Below are 20,799 nucleotides of genomic sequence, written 5' to 3'. Positions count from 1 at the left end.
TTTACCAGCTTTTTTCCCAATCTTTCCAAACAGGATCTATTCCGGTATCAGAAAGCATTTTTGCAATGATCTCCGTACTTCTTTCGTCGGAAATTTCAAACTGCTCCAGAGATTGTGGTTCCACTACATAACCTCCGGGATTCGTTTTAGATTCAGCACTCATGGAATTAATACCCAGGTGGACTATATTATTCCTAAACACTTCACTTTCCCGGGTAGAAATCGAAAGTTCAACTTCTTCGTCAAGCAACCTGTATGCACATATTAGCTGCAACAAATCGGGATCTGTCATTTCTACCTTTGGTTCTAGTCCGCCGCTAAAAGGCCGCAAACGCGGAAATGAAATAGAATATCTTGTTTTCCAATAGGTCTTCTGCAAATATTTTAAATGCAGTGCAGTGAAAAAACTATCTGCCCGCCAGTCTTCTAATCCGAATAATGCACCAATCCCAATCTTGTGAATTTCCGCTCTTCCCAGCCGATCTGCGGTTTCCAGACGATAATCGAAATTTGATTTTTTTCCTTTCGGGTGATGGATTTTGTAGGTTTTTCGGTGATAGGTTTCCTGATAAACCAGGGTTGCGTAAAGTCCGTTCTCAATAAGCCTTTCATATTCATACTGGTCCAAGGGCTGAATTTCAATAGAAATATTGGAAAAATAAGATCTCAGTAATTTAACTGCATTGCACATATAATCAACGCCTACAGTCTTGTTCGCTTCCCCGGTTACTAGCAGGATATGGTCGTAACCCTTTGACTTTAAAAATTCGGCTTCCTTGATTATTTCAGCATCGCTCAAAGTCTTCCTCGGAATTTTATTTGTCATACTAAAACCACAATAAGTACAAATATTCTGGCATTCATTGCTTAGGTACATGGGAGCGTACATTTGCATCGTATTCCCAAAGCGTTTTTTGGTAATCTTCTTGCTTTGTTGCGCCATTTGTTCCAAAAAAGGCTTTGCAGCAGGAGAGATAAGGGCTTTAAAATCCTCAAGATCCCTCTTTCTGCTCTGCAATGCAGAATGTACATCGGCTTCTGTTTTGGAGAAAATACTTTCCAGCACCTCATCCCAGGAATATCCGCTTAAAGCATCTTTGAAACTACTCATAAAGAAATTGTGTTAACGGGCTACTTGGTTCGGCTTGTAGTCTTTGTGGAGCCAGTTTCGCGTTGTAGGCTATCCTTCCCGCTTCGACAGCGAGTTTAAAAGCTTTTGCTATTTCCACCGGATTTTGAGAAACCGCGATTGCAGTATTTACTAACACGGCATCAGCGCCTATTTCCATCGCTTGAGCGGCTTGAGAAGGGCTGCCAATTCCCGCATCTACGATAACAGGCACGTTGCTTTGTTCAATTATAATCTCCAGAAAATCCTGTGTTTTTAAACCTTTGTTGCTCCCAATTGGGGCACCAAGAGGCATTACACACTGCACGCCAACTTCTTCAAGTCGTTTGGACAGAACCGGATCGGCGTGGATGTAGGGCATTACCACAAATCCGAGTTTTACCAATTCTTCACAGGCTTTTAAAGTCTCAACAGGGTCAGGCAATAAATATTTAGGATCAGGATGTATTTCAACTTTTACCCAATTTGTTTCCAGTGCTTCCCTGGCCATTTGAGCAGCAAATACAGCTTCTTTGGCATTCCTAACTCCCGAAGTATTTGGGAGAAGGCTGATGTAGGGATCTTTTAAGGCAGCGATCATCTGATCATCGTCATTGCCCGGTTCCACCCTTTTCAAAGCCACGGTAACCAGTTCACTTTCTGAGGCTAAAACCGCACGCTGCATTACTTCTGAAGAGCTAAATTTTCCTGTTCCCGTAAACAAACGGGAAGAAAAGGTTTTATCTGCTATTTTTAATTGATCTGTTTTGCTCATAATTGTTTTTCTGAAAATTGTTGTTGAATTCTCCTAAAGATTATTTCAGGCCGTGGATGTTTAGTAAGGCATCCCGAAATAGCCACACCATTTACCCCAATTTCTTCCAGAACTTGAAGGTCATCCGGAGTGATACCTCCAATAGCAATTACAGGGATTAATATTTCTTTTGCACGAAGACTACCTAACAGCTTCCGGTAACCTGCTGCTCCCAATACTGGACTTAGGTTCTTCTTAGTGGGTGTAAAACGGAAGGGACCCAAGCCAATATAATCTACTTGCTTTCCACAAAGGCATTCACAATCCTCCAGCGTATTTGCAGTTCCTCCAATGATTTTTTCTGATCCCAGTAATTTCCTAGCCTGCAAAGGGCAGCTGTCTTCTTTTCCTAAATGAACACCACTTGCATTTATTTTTTGTGCTATTTCTGGAAAGTCATTGATAATCAATTTCACCTGAAATTCATCACAAATTTTCTTTGCTGCTTTTGCTGTTTCCAGAACAGTTTCATAAGATTCATTTTTAAGGCGCAACTGTACCCAGTCTGCCCCGGCGGCACACATCTTACGAATGTTTTCCTGGTGTTTTTTGGGCGTTTCTCCCTGCGATATGTAATGTAAGTTCGAGATCATATATTATGGTATGCTAGTAATGTGTTGTTTGACCCTAATATTTTTTCGGTATAAGCTTTTGCATTTTGACAAGCTTCCGGAAGGGATTCACCCAAAGCCAAATGTGCTGCAAGTGCCGAGGATAAAACGCATCCGCTTCCGTGCTTTTCGGAACAGTCGGTTCTGCCCGGTTCTAAACGCAGACATTTCCCTTCTTCTGTGGTAAACAGTTCGTCCAGGCCGATATTTGCCATTCTGTGTCCCCCTTTAAGGTACAAGTTGGTTTTACCACCTATTTTCCGGATTATTCCTTCCATAGGCAATTCAGGATAAAACATTTTGATTTCATTAAAATTTGGCGTGATAAGGAATATCCTTTCCAGAACTGATTCTAGATTCTTCTGAAATTTGAGTGGTTCCTGAAATGAGAATCCGCTACTGGATTTTATAACCGGATCCCAGATAATTTTAATATTTTGGTTTCTAACAAATAGTTTGTCAATCACTTTTGTCAAAACCTGAAGATTCTCCACAATTCCGATTTTAACCACTTCCACTGGAAAACTATCCAGTAGAATTTCTAGTTGCTTCAGAATGATTGCTTCAGAGGTCCAGTAACAAGCTTCTAATTTTTTATCATTTTGAATAGTATTTGCAGTGTTCACAGCCAAACCATAACAGCCCAGCATTTCAAAGGTCTTGACATCAGCCAGCAATCCGGCTCCACCTGATGGATCGAACCCGGCGATGCTTAAAACAAATAATCTGTTAGTGGTAGACATTTCTGTACTCATTATGGATTTCAGTAAATACCTTATTCCTGTTTTCAGCGAGCCATACGGCTCCAAATACTGCTACTCCGGCATATCCCATTTCTTTCGTTTTGGCAATTCTATTTGCTTGAATTCCGCCTAAGGCGATCACTTTTTGAGGCAGTTTTTCCACATTAAAAGCTCGACCTTCATATTGTTTTTTTGAAACCGAATTAAATACCGGACTCAAAAAAACATAATCAAAATGGGAAGTTTCATTTTTCAGGTTTGCCCGCTCGTGAAATGAGGAACTCACCGTAAACCCTTTTGATTTATACTTTTGTACATATTTAGTTAATTCTTTTTCTTTGCTTCTAAAGTTTTCCTTTAAATGAATTCCTTTTACCGGAAAAATTTCAGCTAAAAGATGATCTTGATGAAGTACCATTTTTTGAAGGTATTTTTCTTCAAATTGTGATAACCAATACCTAAATTCATTTTCCCTCATTCCAGGCTTGCGAACGTGTAAAAGGGACAGACCATTCTCAAGAAAATGAATGAGCTGTTCCTTTTCATCAATTTGATTTTCTTCAGAAGTAAAAAGAATTAGCACCTGTATTTTCGTTTATAGGTAAACCTCACTTCCCTTCGCTCTAAACTCCTCCGATTTCTTCTTCATTCCTTCCTCAATGGCTTCCTGGCTATCCATTCCATTTTCTTCCGCAAACTTTCTCACATCCTGCGTAATCTTCATAGAGCAGAAATTTGGTCCGCACATAGAACAGAAATGGGCAACTTTAGCATTTTCAGATGGCAAAGTTTCATCGTGGTAAGACCTCGCCGTATCTGGATCAAGCGCCAGGTTAAACTGATCTTCCCATCTGAACTCGAATCGCGCTTTACTCAAGGCATCATCCCTGTGCTGCGCTCCGGGGTGACCCTTCGCCAAATCTGCAGCGTGGGCAGCGATTTTGTAGGTGATCACTCCTTCTTTTACATCGTCCCTGTTTGGCAGTCCCAAATGTTCTTTTGGCGTCACGTAACAAAGCATCGCGCAACCAAACCAGCCAATCATCGCCGCGCCAATTCCACTGGTAATGTGGTCATAGCCGGGAGCAATATCTGTAGTTAGCGGGCCTAAAGTGTAAAAAGGAGCTTCGCCGCATACTTCCAATTGCTTGTCCATATTCTCCTTGATCATATGCATTGGGATATGACCTGGACCTTCTATAATACACTGTACATCGTGTTTCCAGGCAATTTTCGTAAGTTCACCCAAAGTTTCAAGCTCGGCGAATTGCGCGTAATCATTGGCATCGGCAATACTTCCGGGACGTAGTCCGTCTCCTAAAGAAAACGAAACATCGTAAACTTTCATGATCTCACAAATTTCTTCGAAATGCGTGTACAGAAAGCTTTCTTTGTGATGCGCCAAGCACCATTTTGCCATAATAGAACCTCCGCGGGAAACCAATCCTGTAACCCTTTTCGCGGTATGTGGGACATAAGCCAAACGCACCCCGGCGTGAATGGTGAAATAATCCACGCCCTGCTCGGCCTGCTCGATAAGTGTATCCCTGAAAATTTCCCAGGTAAGGTCTTCCGCTTTTCCGTTTACTTTTTCCAGTGCCTGGTAAATAGGCACTGTACCAATAGGCACTGGAGAATTTCTAAGAATCCATTCCCGGGTTTCGTGAATGTTTTTTCCGGTGGAGAGATCCATGACGGTATCTGCTCCCCAACGGCATGCCCACACGGCTTTTTCTACTTCTTCCTCGATAGAAGAGGTTACAGCTGAATTCCCGATGTTAGCGTTGATCTTCACCAGGAAGTTACGGCCAATGATCATAGGTTCATTTTCAGGATGGTTGATGTTGGAAGGAATAATAGCTCTTCCGCGGGCAACCTCATCACGCACAAATTCCGGAGTGATTACCTTCGGAATTCTGGCTCCAAAACTGGTACCTGGATGTTGTTCTGAAATTTGTTTTATTTCCTCCAGCTTCTGGTTTTCACGAATGGCAATGTATTCCATTTCAGGGGTGATAATGCCTTTTCGTGCATAGTGCATTTGAGTGACATTCTGTCCTGGTTTTGCTTTCAGGGGTTTTCTGTTTCTTTTGAAACGAAGTTCATCCAGCTTCCCGTTGTTTTCCCTTTCGCGCCCGTAAGCCGAAGAAAGTCCCTGTAGTTGCTTTACATCTTCACGGCCGGCAATCCAGCTGTTGCGAATAGGTTGTAAACCTTTGCATACATCGATCTCAACCGTCGGATCTGTGTATGGACCGCTAGTGTCATAGACCAAAACAGGTTCGTTTTTCTCTACTTTTCCGTTGAATTTATCTACGGTATCGCTAAGGGAAATTTTCCGCATCGGAACTTTTATGTCCGGATGAATTTTTCCACTTACATAGATCTTTTCAGAATTGGGAAAAGGTGCACGGCTAATTGTTTGTTGCTTTGAAGTCTGGTCCTTCTTCATAATTACTTCTTTTTAATGTTGGTATATTCTGGCTTACGGAAATCCTTCCGAAGCACATTTATCCTCCCTGAGTAGCCCTGATAATGAGTATGTTTTCACCTTCGGTTAATTCTCGCCGGTTCCAGTCGTTTTTAGAAATAATCTGATTATTGACAGCTACGGCAATTCCTTTTTCTGAAATATCAAGCTGCTTCAAAAGGTCCTGAAGATTGGATGGTGAATTTAAGTTGTGGGCGGTGTTGTTTAGGTTTACAGTTATCATTTGTTTTATATTTAATAGCTGTAAACTGCAGGGGGATTCCCCAAAGAAAAAAGTAAATACAACCCAGGATTCCTTCGAAATGGAATAATGGTAGAAAATATGTAGATAACACTTTTCCCTTCGCGGGTATTAACCGGATCAGGTTCAAAGGGTTTTATCTCAGCCAATTTTTAAAAATCAGCACCCCTAAAGTTTACGTTTTCAAATGTAAAGGAATTTTTATGAGAAATAAAAATTTTCCTGGCTTCAATTCCTCAAATAGTTCTTTTAAAAAACTGAACGTAAAACCTATTGGTCTTTAGCCGATGGGTTGTAATGACCTACCCTTGAGTGAGGATATAATGACCAGTGCTATCGGGACAGGTCTCACCCATAACACAAACGAAATACCCATCTAACCAAAAAGTACGTGGCTTCCAAAAATGATTGAACAAGAATGACCTATGGGATAAAGATCAAATATGATTGGTGAAGTCTTGCTTTAACTTTACAAGAGCAAAAATGACAGCCCCCTTAAAAGGAGGTTTTGAAAATTTAACTTATAGATTTTATAGACCTGATTAAAGACTCACTATTTCCTTATCGGAATTGGGTTCTTATTTTCATCAATTGCAACGAAAGCAAACTCTCCTTGAATAGCTTTTTCTCTATGTTCAGAATACATCTGTTCCGTAAAAACTTCTACATTTACTTTAAGACTTTTGTTGCCCAGGTATACTACTTTTCCGATAAGTTCTACAATTGTTCCTGAAGGGATTGGTTTTCTAAAGTCAATTTTGTCGCTACTTACCGTTACCACAGTTTGCCTTGTAAAACGTGTTGCCGTTATAAAGGCTACTTCATCCATCATCTGCATTGCAGTTCCCCCAAAAAGTGTATCATAATGATTAGTAGTATTCGGAAAAACGGCTTTAAAAATCCGTGTTTCCGATTTTCTAATATTTTCTTCGACCGTCATTTCTCATTTTTTGGTGATCTATAAAATACCCCCAAGATATCTTTCAGTTTACTTTGGTAATTTTGGTTATGGAACTCTGTTTTTAGTTCTTTCATACATCTTGCGCAGAGGCAGCTTTCATATAAACCTCGGATGTACTCAAGTTCCTTATGCTCTAATTTTATATCAGCGCACTGACAGAGTTGTATGGAACCAACTTTACATTCAAATTCTGTCTTACACCTTGGGCAGTATTTTTCTTCGTGTTTAATCAATTTTTAACAGGAATAATATTAGGTTGCCACAATAGTTTCCCTGGCTTTTTCTGCCGCTTTAACCATCGCCTTTAATGCATTTTTAGTTTCTTCCCATTTCCTGGTTTTTAAGCCACAATCTGGATTTACCCAAAGTTGCTCTGCAGGGATTACTTTTTGAGCTTTTTCAAGTAAGGCAAGCATTTCTTCTACTGAGGGCACTCTGGGCGAATGTATATCATAAACACCCGGACCAATTTCATTAGGGTAATTAAAATTGGAGAAAGCCTTTAGTAATTCCATTTGGGATCGGGAACATTCAATAGTAATCACATCGGCATCCATATTGGCTATATTTTCAATAATATCATTGAATTCAGAATAACACATATGTGTATGGATTTGAATGGAATCAGCCACCCCGCTAGATGCAATTTTAAAGCAATCTATGGCCCATTTTAAATAATTTTGCCAGTCTTCTTTACGCAAGGGTAGGCCTTCTCTAATGGCCGGTTCATCAATTTGAATTATGCGTATACCTGCATTTTCCAAATCTTTAACCTCCCCACTTATGGCCAGAGCTATTTGTTTACAGGTTAGGGATCGGGGTTGGTCATCCCGTACAAAAGACCACTGAAGAATAGTGACAGGACCTGTCAACATTCCTTTGATCCATTTTTTTGTTAAGGATTGTGCATATTTTGACCAATAAACCGTCATAGCTTTTGGCCTGGAAACATCGCCATAAACAATTGGAGGTTTCACACATCTACTTCCATAACTCTGCACCCAGGCCTTTTTTGTAAACAGGAATCCATCCAACTGCTCTCCAAAATATTCCACCATATCGTTTCGTTCATATTCCCCGTGAACCAGAACATCCAGACCAATTTCTTCCTGCCACCGAATGGTCTTTTCGGTTTCTTGCTTCAGTAAGCTATCGTATTGCTCAGAGGACAATTTTCCTTTTTTGAATTGAGCCCTCCAACTTCTTACCTCTTTGGTTTGGGGAAATGACCCAATGGTTGTAGTAGGAAATCGAGCTAAGTTCAATACTTTCTGCTGTTGATCTTTGCGAAAACTAAAAGGATTCTTCCTTTGAGTGTCTTTTTTTGAAATTTCATTAACCTTATCTTTAACAGCCTTGTTATGAATCAGAAAAGAGGTTTTCCTGTCTTTAAAGGCGTTTTTATTATCTTTAAATTCTTGCAGGGTTTGTTCTTCGGCTGTGCCATTTGCCAGGGCCTGAAGTGTTTTTAATTCCTTCACCTTTTGTTTGGCAAAAGCCAGCCAGTTTTTGATTTCAGGATTTAATTCTGTCTCCAGTTCAAGATCGTAGGGAATATGCAATAAAGAGCAGGAAGGAGCAATTAAAAGTCTGTCAGAACCTAACTTTTCCTTTGCTTTTTGAATGATTTCCAGGGACCCTTCGAAATCATTCTTCCAGATATTGCGACCATCCACAATTCCTAGGGATAATTTTAGGCCTTCTGGAATTTCATTAAGGACATTGTCCAATTGGGATGGGCATCGTACAAGATCAATATGCAATACATCAACCGGAAGCCCAAGGCTTAATGAAAGATTGTCTTTCAAACCTTCAAAATACGTAGCAAGAATAAATTTCAGGTCCGGAAATTTTTTTCTGATTTCCGCATACACAAAGGTAAAAGCTTCCCTGGTTTTTTCATTTAAATCTAAAGCTAAGAAAGGTTCGTCGAACTGAATCCATTCTGCACCTTGTTCTTGGAGAGCAGATAAAAGATCCAGGTAGACAGGAAGTAGCTTTTCTGCCAAATCCATTTTATCAAAATCCTCCTCTTTTTCTTTTCCTAAAAGAAGATAGGAAACCAAACCAATAATCACAGGTTTTGGTTTAATCCCAGTCTCTTTTGCTTCTTCAAATTCATTAAGGATTTTCTCTGAGTGAAGCTGGAATTTTTGGTTTTTAGTAAATTCAGGAACGATATAATGATAATTCGTGTCAAACCACTTGGTCATTTCCATTGCGGTAATATCGAAACCATCTTTCTGATAGCCTCTGGCCATAGCGAAATATAAATCCAGATACGTTGTGGAGGGATTCTCTGCAATTTCCTTATAACGTTTAGGAACAGCTCCCAGGCTAAGGGTCATATCTAATACCTGATCATAATATGAAAAATCATTACAGGGAACCAGGTCAATTCCCACGTCTTTTTGAAGGTTCCAGTTTTCCTTACGGCTTTTTCTACCCGTTTGGAGAAGCTCCTGTAATTCGATTTTGCCTGACCAATATTTCTCGCAGGCGTTTTTGAGTTCTCTGTTGCTACCAATTCGCGGATAGCCAAGAATGTGCGTTTGCATTTCTAACTTTTAATAATTAAACAATTAGTTTTTAAAAGCCTTTAAAATGCTTCGAAATGCTAAGCGATAAAAAATGAGGGAAATAGGACTATGTCCCCAAAGGATATACCTTTTATGTAAAATGAAAAGTATTCTGGGTAACACATCTCTAAGACCTAAGCTTCAAACCGCGAAAGCATTGTCCAATCAGAATAGGCAGGTCTCCTGACTTGTAACGGCTTCTGTCATCCTTCCCGCATTAGGCAGTGGATATTCTTAGGACAGTTCCTTTAATTTGTTACTTACAGTTGCGCGACAGTTCGTGATTTTCACACGATTCCCTATTAATTTACCTTAAGTAAAACCTTTTCTGTTTGATGAAGTATGGTAAAGAACTTATGAGAGGTAAACTTAGGGATTATTTTTTAATTTCTAAGCCTTCTTTAGAGTTACTAAAGATTTAAATCTTTTTTATCAGGTAATTAAGTAATAAGAATCTCTTAGAACCGGTAAATTAAGCATTTATAAGATGTAATCTTTCTCGAATACGGCTATAGGTCGGGAAATCCCTAAGTAATTATCACAAATTTCATGTAACAAAAAGTGGGAGTTTGTTACTTATACCTTCAAATTATATTTCTCAAAAATGAACAAGATTACCGGAACCACCATATTCATAATAGTGCTGATGTTTACTGTATTTACAACTCTATCTGACCATACAGTTTTGCAGTATATAGCACTATTTTTGGGATTGATACTTGCTATTAACAGCGTTTTTCAATTTGATAAGGTAAAAAAAGCAGAAGTGGAGAAAGAGAGAATTCAATTAAGTACCTGGAAAAATAAATGAATATTTAATCGCCTTATTATGTGATAAAAGCGCTCGAAAATCTTCGACAGTTTTTTTATAACTAAACAATAATCCAATGCACAAAAAAGTTTCCTTGTCTTTAATTCTACTAGTTACAGTTTTATTGTCTTCCTGCCAAAAAGATGACCACATTTCACAAACCGATTATTCTATAGAATCCGATACTTATTTTGAGGTCATTAGCCGTCATTCCAATGGCTGGATCAAAGAAGCACAGTATAATAATATTCATTTAGGAGAAACCGTGCCTGAAAATGAATTTGAATATTATGAAAACGGTTATATCAAGTCTGCAAAGGTTTACTCCAGTTATCCGCAGCAACATTTGTATATGGAAGTAAACCGCAGTGAAAACAATAAGCCGCTTTGGTCTAAATACTATACTCCTGAAGGTGACCTATGGTTCGAAACTTTATATCAGAACGGGCTTCCATCCACAAAGAAGGTCTATAATGAAAAAGGAACTGCTGTGCATTCCTACACCGATGGTGAATTGACTTCTGTTGAATTTATTTCTGCCGATAATAATACAACCATTACTACTGGTTACAACAGGACGGCTGGGACTAAAAAGACCACTATCGTTCAGGATGGAAAAACCGTGCTGGAAGAGGAATATGATATCCTGGAAAATTTTGGTGACGGAATGCTGACCAGTAACCGGACCCCGATGGCAAACCCCTTTGCTGATACCCAAGGATATTATCGTGAGTTACGCTCATCCTTTTTTACAAGTACTAGTTGGGAAAATAATGCAGACCCTATTCAATACGTGAAACCTTTCCGAAACTATTATGGATACCACCTTCCTGGTGGGGCTGAGTTTATATCAAAATTTGCAGTAGAATTTGCAGTTTGCTCCGAGGTGTACCAGTCGATTATAGAGCAATATCCTGTTACCGAAGATGAAGTTTTAGTATTAAGCTACCAGTATACCGAAAGTAGTGGCAACTTTTTACCTCCCTTTGAAGAAAGACAGGCACTGGATAAGGAAATGCAGGAAAACCCCTCGCTTTTTGAATTGAAGTACGGAAATGAATACATAGAAAAAATACATTACGGTAAAAACATTTTTGTAATTGGTGCTTTACGTAATATGCCCACCGCTGATAATGCAGCTAATGAAATAAAAGAAATTGCCCGAAAGCAGATGAATGGTTTAATAAACGGGGAGAATCACCTGAACATCGAAGAATCCGAAATATTACAAAAAGTATGGTTTGAAGTTAAGCTTTTCTCCAATCTTAAAAGGCATCGCAATGGAGTGGTAATTAATTCTAATGAAGATTATACTACTGCCGTAGAGGAAGTTTTTAATGCCGAAGCATCAATAATTCAGCTGGAATACACTCCGTTTGAACATATGATAAGTAATTAATTCAATTTTGATTAGTTTAAGATAAAAGTCACTCTCAATCAGGGTGGCTTTTTTAATTTTACTAGCAAGGGTCAACATGCTCCGGAATAATTTAAAAACTCCGATTTCTTCGATTTCTAGTGGGTCAAATCTGTAATACAGAACCAGGCTATATCCAGACTATTAGGAAAAGCCTAGTTAAGGTATTGAATCGTTGAACAAGCCGATAAAACCTTCCTAAACAGGTGCAATTAGAACATAATAGGTCATTATAAAAAAATGACTTCTAACCCGTGATTTTGGATTATCAGTTTTTTATGATGATGCTGGTTTTCCAAAAGATTTCTTCTAAGCTTATACTATTGGACGGAGATAACAACTGGTTGAAATTCAAATTGAGGAAATGTAAAAAACTCTATAAATCATTTAATGGCATATGAGTTACCTCATATAACGGAAAATTAGGATGATACAAAACCGATGAGAACAGGTAAATTAGGTTAATAGTTTAATATTCATATTTTGATATCCATTGATTTGCAGTACCCCAATTTTTATTCGGTTGAGAACCGGTTTCAATAACCAGCCTATCAGCATTATCCAATTCGTCTTGGGTGAGCCAGTTCTTTTCAATTCTTTTACCATCTAAATAAACTGATCGAATATAAAAGTGATCTTTATTATAATTCTTTACTATAATTTCTAAATAATTTTCATTCCCTCGGTCAATCCTGACCGATTTAAAAATTGGAGCTGTAAGATAATAGATCGGAGAACCTATGTTTGCCGGAGACAGACCAATGCTGCGCATAACAAACCAAGAGGACATCGTTCCTGCATCATCATCCATGGTCCTAAGGTAAGCTTTTGGTTTATTCTTATAAATTCTGCCTATATATGGGTCTATTCCTTTACTATTATTATTAAAATAATTTTGAACAACGGTGTCCAAAAGCAGGTTTCGATATAACTTTTGTGATTTCCAGGGCTGGTTGGTTGCATTATAAAGTCCGGGGACCTGTAAATCAGGTTGGTTCGCATGATTATAGCTATTTTCTGCAAAGAATTGATCCAATTGTTTTAAAAAATTAGCTTCTCCCCCAGTTAATTTCTTTAAACCTTTAATGTCAAAAGGTACAAACCACCGATATTGCCATATCGTACCCTGGTAAAGTCCTCTTGCCTGCATGCGGTCTATATCATCTTTAGATAAATCGGCAAAATCCTTTTTCCAGTAATTTTTATAATCCAGGGCCTTCTGTTTATATTTCTCACTAAGTAAAGTATCTCCAGTGATTTCTAGGATTTCGGCCATAGCCCAGTTATCATAGGAAGATTCCAAAGCCTTGTCAGGAGAATCATAATTAAGTTGTTCTACTTCACTGATCAGGGAATCCTTGATGGATTCAAAATCAATAGGGTATCCCTTTTTGTAAGCATCAAGAAGGACAACAATAGCATGTTCAGTTCTAACCGTTGGCGATGGCTCGTGCATAGTAGCCCAGTTCTTCTTGCCGTATGGATATAAGTTGGCAATGGATTTAGCAATTGGACCAAATTTTCTTGGATATATCAAAGACAACATAGGTAATTGTTCCCGGTAATTGTCCCATATTGCCCAACCATTATATACCGGGAAATCTGAATTTTGCACTGAACCATCGATGGCTCGGTAGGCACCATCATCTTCGGAAATAAGATAAGGTGCCTGTAAACCACGATAAAGCAAAGAATAAAACAATGTTTTACGATCAGATTCCCCTTGAACTTGAATTTTGCTTAAAAGCTGGTTCCAGCTATTGGTGGTCTTTTCTTCCAGCTCTTTAACTGTAGTCTCATTCCCTACCTTTTTTGTTGCATAGTCGGTATTTACTGAAGAAAAACCGACCTTTACAGCCATTGGTTTTAGTGTATCCTTTCGCACGGCAATCATTTGATGCTTACCTATGGGCTTTAATTCTTGAACATTTTCAATTTTAATGGCATAATAGATCCGGTAAATCCCAGCACCGCAGGTGGTCTTCGTGTCGACAAATCCAGCTATTACCTTGTCGTTTATCATATGTTCTTCAGCAACAAACCTATTTGCCAAGGCATAGGAAAGATCAACGAGTAGTCCGCTTTTTTTCTTAGGAAATTCATATTGGTGGATTCCAAAATTGGTTTCTACCACCATTGAGGCTCTTATCCCGTTTTTAAAAGAAACCCTGTAAAAACCAGGATGAGCAAATTCTTTCTTTTTCCTCAAAATCGTTTCCCTATTCTCCCCTAAAATAGGTTTTATAAGGATATTCCCCCCGCTACCAGTGCAACCAACCCCTTCTATCCTGGTATGGGTGAAACCTTCAAATTCCTTGGCATAATATTCATAACCGGTGTGTATGTGCGGACTTGTTTGCGGCCCAATACTCATCATATTAAATGGAGAGGAGGCAGCAGGGGACATTTGCCCGTGGTCTCCAGAGGTTCCCAGAAAGACGTTTACCCGATCCACCGGATCTACTTTTTTGGATGTAATCAAGGTCGCCTTTTTAGGCAAATGACTTGAGCTGAAAAGCAGAAACACCAGGGTAAATATTAGTTTATTCATAGATCTTAAGGGTCAAGGGGTTCTAAAGGATTTTGTTGTAAAGATTCTTTCTTGGGTTGAAATTCCAAGGTGGTGGCATTAAGACGTTTTTTAATGATCCCCGGTAAGTATCCGAGTTCTTCTAAACATCGCTGAGCAAATTCAGAACTGCCCGTATAATCACTATGCAAATTATTAGTCACCACTATAGAAGGACGGGATATAGGAATATTGTAGTCAAGCATTAACCGAGTAGCATTTCTTAAATTTGTTGTGGTATGCCTGGCATAGGGCTCAATGATAATCCGGTTTTCAGGAACCTGGTATTGTTCCATTAATTCCTTCTTCATCTCAATTGCCTCACAATATTCGGCTCTAAAGGGGTGCGCATGCCCTCCTGTGACAATAATAAGTGGCGCATGCCCTGCCAGATACTCCTCAACTCCCAACTGAATATTTAATTTCCCTAAGGCGGAAAGCCTGTCTGTATAATTTTCAGGACCATTACCTAGAATTAAAATTGAAGGATATTTATATTTATCAAAATCTATATTCGATATATTATTACTTACTTTTTTATTTCGTAGCCTTTCGAGAGGTTCATATCTGACTGCTTCATCTCTATGATTTAAATACAAGAGAGAGAGCGCATAATTCATAGGTTCAGAATAAAAAGATTTATGGATATTCCTTTTAGAATGCAAGTGATCACTCCACATAAATAAAGCTGCTTTGTAATAGTCGCTCTTTACATCATAAGAGACCGAGTCTATGCTTGCATACCTTGGGGGTATCCCTTTCCCGTAGGTATCAAGCACGTGATTAATACCCTGTGCACATAGCTCCCAGGCTTTAGAAAGCAGTTTTTCCTCCTCTTTGTTTTCATAAAGTATATAGGCTCCTGATGGTTTAAGGGTATTTTGAACAAAATTTCTAATTTTTTCAGACTCATGATATAACTCCTCTAGTCTTGAGCTAATTTCAAGTATTTCTTCAGAAGTAAATAGATAAGGTTCTACATAAGCAACCCAAGAATAAGTTCCAGGAGAATTTATAAGAGAAGATGATATCGCCTGGTATCTCTTACCGGAAATTCTATTGAGAATTTTATCCTTTTCTATTAAATGTTTTATGTCTTTATTATTATTTATGGCATTTAGTAAAAAATAATTTTTAGATGCCAGTGCTTTATAAGCTTCAGGTGAAGCTACTTTTGCTTCCTGAGCCAGGATACTTACATTCACTATTAGAAAAAGGAATAGCGTAAATTTCTTTATCATATTATAAAAACAAATAAAAACAGGGGTTTTTAAACCCCCGTTAAATTAATAACCACTGTTTTGGGTCACCATACCATCTTCGACTCCATCTATGTAGGCTTGTGGAATAGGCCAGTATTCATTTTTTCCTGCGTTAAATGAAGCATTAGACAAATGCGATCTTCTTGTTTTTTCTACCTCTAAATAATCAGGAATTACCTCGTCTGCAATTCCCCATCTTACTAGATTAAAGAAACGATGTCCTTCCAATGCCAATTCTAATCTCGACTCAAGCCGAACTGCTCCCCTGGCTTGCTCCTGTTCTGTCCAAGTAGTATTATATAATTCTATATTATAATTTGCAGCATCCTGGCTTCCACCTAAAGTTTGGACGTATGCGGAATTTTTCGCGCGACTTCTTATCTGGTTTACTAAAGCACGTGCTTCCTCTAGTTTACCAATTTCTACTGCAGCCTCGGCTCTCCATAATAGTACCTCCCCAAATCTAATGATGTAATAATTTAAAGCACTAACATATGGCCAAACTTCCAGATGATAAGAAGAATTGGCTGAGACGATTCTTTTCTTCGGACTAAACTCTCCATAAGTGGCAAGATCTCTTGCCCAGTCGGCTGAATATAAAATATCAAGATCTTTATAAGGTATCCCTGGTCTACCTATGGTCACATCTAATCTAGGATCTACCGGGTCCAAAGCCGTTACATTTTCGTTGCTCTTTGCCGGCAAACCATCAGAATTAACTTTAAAAGCATTAACCAGATTCTGGGACGGCCTGTGAAATCCATATTGCGCATAATATGGACCACCAGGCGCTAATAATCGATCACCTATACTTCCGTTGTAATTACTAGGTTGACCATCATTGATCGAATGTTGTACCGCAAAGATAACCTCCTTATTATTGTCATTTTCAGGTAAAAACAATTCCTGGAAATCGTCCATTAATCCATAGTTACTATTAATTACTTCAGTAGTAGCGTCATAAGCCATTTGCCATTTACCCTGAAATAAATATGTTTTTGCCAGGTATGCCTTTGCCGCTATCTTTGTTGGTCTTCCTGCTTCATCCTGACTAGTAGGTAAAACATCGTAGGCTGCCTGAAAATCATCCTCTATTTTACCCCATAATTCTTCAGAGGTAAATTCGGTATTCGATTTTGCATAATCTGATACTGTTTCTGCAGTTTCATCGATATAAGGAATTCGATTATAAATTTTCTTCAATTCAAAATAAAAATGACCGCGTAAAAACTGTAATTCGGCCTTTCTTTGGGCTCGTAAATTTTCATCAAAATCTTCTGAGGCTGCTAATAATCGCATAGCTTCATTGGCACGTTTAACCCCTTCATATAAAGCCATCCACTTGCGTTCTACATCCAGGGTTGTCGGATCTGTACTATAAATTTCCATCTGGTGGATGTTATTCTGGTCGCCAGTACCACCACCACCTTTGTAAGCGTCGTCTGACACTACATCACCAAAACTCCAGTTGGAAGCCGGAGAGTTATAAGCATTACTTGCTTGATCAATCTGTCCATTAAGCACGCTATAAGCGGAAATAATTGCTCTTTCTACATTCTCTGGGCTAGTCATTTTGGAGGGGGAAACTTCCCCATAGGTCACTTCATCCAAATAATCCTCTGAACAGGAAAGACTACTCAGGATTGCTGAAACAACTATAAGCTTTATGATATTTAATTTAAATTTCATTATTAATAGTTTTAAAAGTTTAGGTTAAATCCAAATACAAATGTTCTTGAAGGCGGGTAAATACCACGGTCTACACCAATATCTAAATTTCTACTACTGCTGGAGTAGTTCTGAAGCCCGATCTCTGGAGTCATTCCACTATAATCGGTAATTGTAAATACGTTACTTACCTGTGCATAAATTCTTAGGCCCGTATCTCCTAAAATATCGGATGGCAAGGTGTATCCTAATTGCAAATTATTTAATTTTAAATAGGAACCATCTTCTACATAATAAGAGGATGGTCTGATGTTATTATTGGTATCATCAAGACTTAATCTGGGAATTTCAGAATTTGGATTTTCGGGAGTCCAGGCATTTAATAAGGATGAGTCCTTATTGTAAGCTGACTGATTGAAGAACTGAGTTTTATATTTCGTCAAATTATAAAGCTCATTGCCAAAACTGCCGTTAAAGAACATTCCTAAATCAAAATTCTTGTAGTTTAGGTTTAGATTTAAACCCAGCACCATATCTGGATGCGGTGAGCCGATAAAGGTTCTGTCATCATCATCTATAACCCCATCTCCATTTATATCTGTGAATTTAATATCTCCAGGCTGTGCCTCTGGCTGAAGGCCATATTCGTCGACTTCCTCCTGACTTCTAAATAGACCATCAGCCTGATATCCGAAAAAGGATGCGATGGGCTGACCAACTGTACTTCTGGAAACTTCCTGGTCAAAGTTTACAGTATGTAATGAAGAACTGGGAATCCCTAAATAAGCAACACTTTGTAGATCTGTTAGCTCATTTTGATAACCAGAAATATTTAGACCTACCTCATAACCAAAATCCGCTTTTTGATCTCTGAATGTTAGATTTAGTTCATATCCTTTATTTTCCATCGTTCCATCATTGATCCACTGCCCATCATTTGTTCCTCCGTAGGTCAATGGTACTGCATTATAAACTAAAATATCGTCTGTGACTTTCTTATAAACTTCTGCCGTTACATTTAATTTATTATTGAAAAAACCCAGATCTAATCCCAATGTGGTCTGAGTCGATGTCTCCCACTGAAGATCTGAATTAGGAACTCTTGTTTGGGTAAGACCTGTAAATACCGCGTTTTGTGCCCCATCAATAGCATAATCACTATAAAAGGAATTATTGCTATAACTATCTACAGTCGAATAAGAAGGCACCTGTTGATTCCCGGTTTGCCCCCAACTTGTTCGAATCATCATACTTGTTAATCCATCTCCAAAGTCGAAGAAGTCTTCCTTATCTACTCTCCATCCTGCAGAAAATGCCGGAAATGTTCCCCAGTTATTATTTGCCAAACGAGAAGTTCCATCACGTCTTACCGTAGCTGTCATTAGATATTTCTCATCGAAATTATATTTTACTCTTCCAAAATAAGAATTAAGCTTCCACTCTCCTGCACTTCCAGAGTTTAGTTGATTTTGGGTCCCATAGCTTAAATACCTAAAGTTTAGGTCTTCATATAAAAAGTTTTGTCTTGAGGCTGAAAAACCTTCTTGATAATACTCTATAGCTTCCTGTCCTAACAAAACATCAAGATTATGCTCCCTGAAAGAATTGGCATAGTTCAGTGTATTGGTAAAGGTAAACTGGTAATTAAAATTATTTTGAGTACTTAAACTATTGATCACATTTTGGGAGAGAATCTCGTCGTAGACCGGAGAAAAATTTCTGTAATTAAAATTGTTATAATCAAGCCCAAATGATGACTTAAACCTAAAATCTCCAAAATTAAGACTGGCAAAAGCATTTCCAAAAGCGCGAACATTCTTTTGTTTGTCATCTTTCGAACGATATAAACTCCCTAAGGGATTTCCGATGTCATTTAAAGGATTTCCTCCAAAATCACCGTTGATATCTCTAACAGGTACAATAGAAGGAAACTGAAAAGCATCATAAATAATACTACCCAAAGCACTATTAGTACCTACCGCTACTTCCTCTGTGTAAGAACCTGTAAAATTCTCTCCTATAGTTAACCAATCTGTAATGTCATAATTTGAGTTAAAACGAGCTGAATAGCGTGTAAAACCAGTATACTCAACCACTCCTTCCTGGTCATAATATCCTAGTGAGAAAGAATGTTGACCATTCTCCGATCCTTTCTGAATGGACACATTATAATTTTGAACCAAAGCGGGTCTCATAATCTCATCTACCCAGTCCACATCACCACTTGGCAAGGTCTGCTCTTCATTCAACCATTCTGGAATTAGAGGCTGATCGGGATCATTTCCATAAATATCGTTTGCTGGAGTTTGACCATCATTTTTGAAGGCCTGCCAGAGAAGGTCACCATATTGTTGTGCATTTAGCATTCTAGGCAAATTGAAAGCTTTTTGAATACCTGCATAGCCATCCATATTTACCGTAAAATAATTCTTATTAGTATCTTTCGTCGTAGTTATTACTACGACGCCATTGGCCGCTCTAGAACCATAAATTGAAGAGGAAGCGGCATCTTTGAGCACCTGTATGCTCTCTATATCTTGAGGATTTATACTGCTTAAACCATTTGATGTAGGCACACCATCAATAACCACAAGTGGATCGTTATTGTTAATGGTGCTAAATCCTCTTACCCGAATGGATGTACCTCCCCCTGGACGGTTATCACTCATCACCTGGACACCTGGCATTCTTCCTTGTAACATTTCAGTTACGTTGGCCTTTGGTAGAGATTTGATTTCTTCTGGTGCAATTGAAGAAATGGACGCTGTTATATTCTCTCTTTTTTCTGTTCCGTACCCCACTACAACCACCTCATTCAAAGTTTGTTGATCTTGCTCGAGGGTAATCAACACATCAGCCCCCGACGTAATTAATTCTTCCTGGGATTTAAAACCTAGGTAGGAAAAAACAAGTGTTGTTTTCTGGCCCGGGAGCTCCAAAGTAAACTCGCCGTCAAGATTAGTTATTGTTCCAATGGAGGAATCTTTAATTTGGACTGTAACCCCAGGAAGAGGCATTCCTTTTTCATCTACCACCTTTCCCTGAATGATCTGTTGCAGATTAAAAGGTTCCGTTGTTGTATGTGAATTATAAAAACTGGATGCAAATGCTTCCGGAAGAATAAAGAGGAAACAAATTAAAAGGCTTGGTTTCCTGAAAAAAAATTGTATATTATCTTTCATTATAGATTAATTTTATGTCTTAATAAGGCTAAGCCCATTTCTGTTACAGCAGCAATGGGCTATTTTATGGCTAATTCAAATTTTGGTCTTTTCTTATAATATTAATTTTAGGTTTATATTTCTAGGTTTCTCTGCAAGGTCAATTGGACTTTTTTTAGTAGAACACAAATGAATACAAATCTTTCTTTGATTGTTTTCTTTCAAGATTAAGCTTTGTTTATCTAAATTTTAAATAATTAGAAACAGGCCCCTATATGATATATTAGGTTATATAAAAAGAAATCTCAGAAGCACGTCTAGAGCTCCTTAAATTCCGGAAAACAGGGAAAATAGGAAGATTCT

At 38.4% G+C, this 20,799-nt stretch carries 15 protein-coding genes and 2 riboswitches; of the genes, 1 reads left to right on the top strand and 14 read right to left on the bottom strand.

Going from position 1 to position 20,799, the window contains the following annotated elements:
* Position 1 precedes the first annotated feature (1 nt).
* From thiH to metE, 10 genes are all read right to left on the bottom strand, one after another.
* Entirely contained in the window at positions 2-1,111 is a 1,110-nt protein-coding gene (gene thiH, locus DET49_RS00335; protein ID WP_133546158.1) for a 2-iminoacetate synthase ThiH, read from the bottom strand.
* Entirely contained in the window at positions 1,104-1,883 is a 780-nt protein-coding gene (locus DET49_RS00330; protein WP_133546157.1) for a thiazole synthase, read from the bottom strand. The genes thiH and DET49_RS00330 overlap by 8 nt, the downstream gene beginning before the upstream one ends.
* On the bottom strand, positions 1,880-2,515 hold the full coding sequence (gene thiE / locus DET49_RS00325) for a thiamine phosphate synthase (protein ID WP_133546156.1): 636 nt from the start codon (positions 2,513-2,515) through the stop codon (positions 1,880-1,882). Before thiE ends, DET49_RS00330 begins: the two co-directional genes overlap by 4 nt.
* On the bottom strand, positions 2,512-3,288 hold the full coding sequence (locus tag DET49_RS00320) for a hydroxymethylpyrimidine/phosphomethylpyrimidine kinase (RefSeq protein ID WP_243729476.1): 777 nt from the start codon (positions 3,286-3,288) through the stop codon (positions 2,512-2,514). Before DET49_RS00320 ends, thiE begins: the two co-directional genes overlap by 4 nt.
* Positions 3,263-3,859, bottom strand: coding sequence for a thiamine phosphate synthase (locus DET49_RS00315; protein WP_166636519.1), 597 nt, complete (start codon positions 3,857-3,859; stop codon positions 3,263-3,265). The genes DET49_RS00320 and DET49_RS00315 overlap by 26 nt, the downstream gene beginning before the upstream one ends.
* Before the next feature lie 12 nt (positions 3,860-3,871).
* Positions 3,872-5,728: a phosphomethylpyrimidine synthase ThiC gene (gene thiC, locus DET49_RS00310; RefSeq protein WP_133546154.1), complete on the bottom strand. Its 1,857-nt coding sequence runs from the start codon at positions 5,726-5,728 to the stop codon at positions 3,872-3,874.
* Between the two features lie 58 nt (positions 5,729-5,786).
* Positions 5,787-5,990 (bottom strand): sulfur carrier protein ThiS, encoded by a 204-nt coding sequence (thiS, locus tag DET49_RS00305; protein WP_133546153.1) that lies wholly within the window; start codon positions 5,988-5,990, stop codon positions 5,787-5,789.
* A gap of 98 nt (positions 5,991-6,088) precedes the next feature.
* A riboswitch (TPP riboswitch) is annotated at positions 6,089-6,188 on the bottom strand.
* A gap of 373 nt (positions 6,189-6,561) precedes the next feature.
* On the bottom strand, positions 6,562-6,948 hold the full coding sequence (locus DET49_RS00295; RefSeq protein WP_133546151.1) for an acyl-CoA thioesterase: 387 nt from the start codon (positions 6,946-6,948) through the stop codon (positions 6,562-6,564).
* Positions 6,945-7,202, bottom strand: coding sequence for a cysteine-rich CWC family protein (locus DET49_RS00290; RefSeq protein WP_133546150.1), 258 nt, complete (start codon positions 7,200-7,202; stop codon positions 6,945-6,947). The genes DET49_RS00295 and DET49_RS00290 overlap by 4 nt, the downstream gene beginning before the upstream one ends.
* Before the next feature lie 18 nt (positions 7,203-7,220).
* Positions 7,221-9,527 carry a 5-methyltetrahydropteroyltriglutamate--homocysteine S-methyltransferase gene (metE, locus tag DET49_RS00285; RefSeq protein WP_133546149.1) on the bottom strand — a complete coding sequence of 769 codons (2,307 nt, stop codon included), beginning with the start codon at positions 9,525-9,527 and terminating at the stop codon, positions 7,221-7,223.
* Positions 9,528-9,703: 176 nt separating this feature from the next.
* Positions 9,704-9,890, bottom strand: a riboswitch (cobalamin riboswitch).
* Between the two features lie 545 nt (positions 9,891-10,435).
* On the opposite strand from metE, the gene DET49_RS00280 reads away from it, so the two are divergent.
* Positions 10,436-11,758: a hypothetical protein gene (locus tag DET49_RS00280; RefSeq protein WP_133546148.1), complete on the top strand. Its 1,323-nt coding sequence runs from the start codon at positions 10,436-10,438 to the stop codon at positions 11,756-11,758.
* A 487-nt stretch (positions 11,759-12,245) separates the two neighbouring features.
* Here the strand turns inward: DET49_RS00280 and DET49_RS00275 are convergent, their stop codons facing one another.
* Genes DET49_RS00275 through DET49_RS00260 form a run of 4 tightly spaced genes read right to left on the bottom strand, consistent with a single transcriptional unit; the run spans position 12,246 to position 20,457 of the window.
* Positions 12,246-14,327 (bottom strand): glycoside hydrolase domain-containing protein, encoded by a 2,082-nt coding sequence (locus DET49_RS00275; protein WP_133546147.1) that lies wholly within the window; start codon positions 14,325-14,327, stop codon positions 12,246-12,248.
* A 5-nt stretch (positions 14,328-14,332) separates the two neighbouring features.
* Positions 14,333-15,586 (bottom strand): YdcF family protein, encoded by a 1,254-nt coding sequence (locus tag DET49_RS00270; protein WP_133546146.1) that lies wholly within the window; start codon positions 15,584-15,586, stop codon positions 14,333-14,335.
* 45 nt (positions 15,587-15,631) lie between these two features.
* Positions 15,632-17,296 carry a RagB/SusD family nutrient uptake outer membrane protein gene (locus DET49_RS00265; protein WP_133546145.1) on the bottom strand — a complete coding sequence of 555 codons (1,665 nt, stop codon included), beginning with the start codon at positions 17,294-17,296 and terminating at the stop codon, positions 15,632-15,634.
* Positions 17,297-17,307: 11 nt separating this feature from the next.
* Positions 17,308-20,457, bottom strand: coding sequence for a SusC/RagA family TonB-linked outer membrane protein (locus DET49_RS00260; RefSeq protein WP_243729474.1), 3,150 nt, complete (start codon positions 20,455-20,457; stop codon positions 17,308-17,310).
* Positions 20,458-20,799 lie beyond the last annotated feature (342 nt).

It is taken from the genome of Salegentibacter sp. 24 (assembly GCF_004362395.1).
In the GTDB taxonomy this organism is placed as follows: Bacteria; Bacteroidota; Bacteroidia; order Flavobacteriales; family Flavobacteriaceae; genus Salegentibacter.
This window is presented reverse-complemented; position numbering and strand designations above follow the sequence as displayed.

Coding starts and splice junctions, on each gene's coding strand:
- thiH (WP_133546158.1), bottom strand. CDS start 1,111: ATGAGTAGTTTCAAAGATGCTTTAAGCGGATATTCCTGGGATGAGGTG.
- DET49_RS00330 (WP_133546157.1), bottom strand. CDS start 1,883: ATGAGCAAAACAGATCAATTAAAAATAGCAGATAAAACCTTTTCTTCC.
- thiE (WP_133546156.1), bottom strand. CDS start 2,515: ATGATCTCGAACTTACATTACATATCGCAGGGAGAAACGCCCAAAAAA.
- DET49_RS00320 (WP_243729476.1), bottom strand. CDS start 3,288: ATGAGTACAGAAATGTCTACCACTAACAGATTATTTGTTTTAAGCATC.
- thiC (WP_133546154.1), bottom strand. CDS start 5,728: ATGAAGAAGGACCAGACTTCAAAGCAACAAACAATTAGCCGTGCACCT.
- thiS (WP_133546153.1), bottom strand. CDS start 5,990: ATGATAACTGTAAACCTAAACAACACCGCCCACAACTTAAATTCACCA.
- DET49_RS00295 (WP_133546151.1), bottom strand. CDS start 6,948: ATGACGGTCGAAGAAAATATTAGAAAATCGGAAACACGGATTTTTAAA.
- metE (WP_133546149.1), bottom strand. CDS start 9,527: ATGCAAACGCACATTCTTGGCTATCCGCGAATTGGTAGCAACAGAGAA.
- DET49_RS00280 (WP_133546148.1), top strand. CDS start 10,436: ATGCACAAAAAAGTTTCCTTGTCTTTAATTCTACTAGTTACAGTTTTA.
- DET49_RS00275 (WP_133546147.1), bottom strand. CDS start 14,327: ATGAATAAACTAATATTTACCCTGGTGTTTCTGCTTTTCAGCTCAAGT.
- DET49_RS00270 (WP_133546146.1), bottom strand. CDS start 15,586: ATGATAAAGAAATTTACGCTATTCCTTTTTCTAATAGTGAATGTAAGT.
- DET49_RS00265 (WP_133546145.1), bottom strand. CDS start 17,296: ATGAAATTTAAATTAAATATCATAAAGCTTATAGTTGTTTCAGCAATC.
- DET49_RS00260 (WP_243729474.1), bottom strand. CDS start 20,457: ATGAAAGATAATATACAATTTTTTTTCAGGAAACCAAGCCTTTTAATT.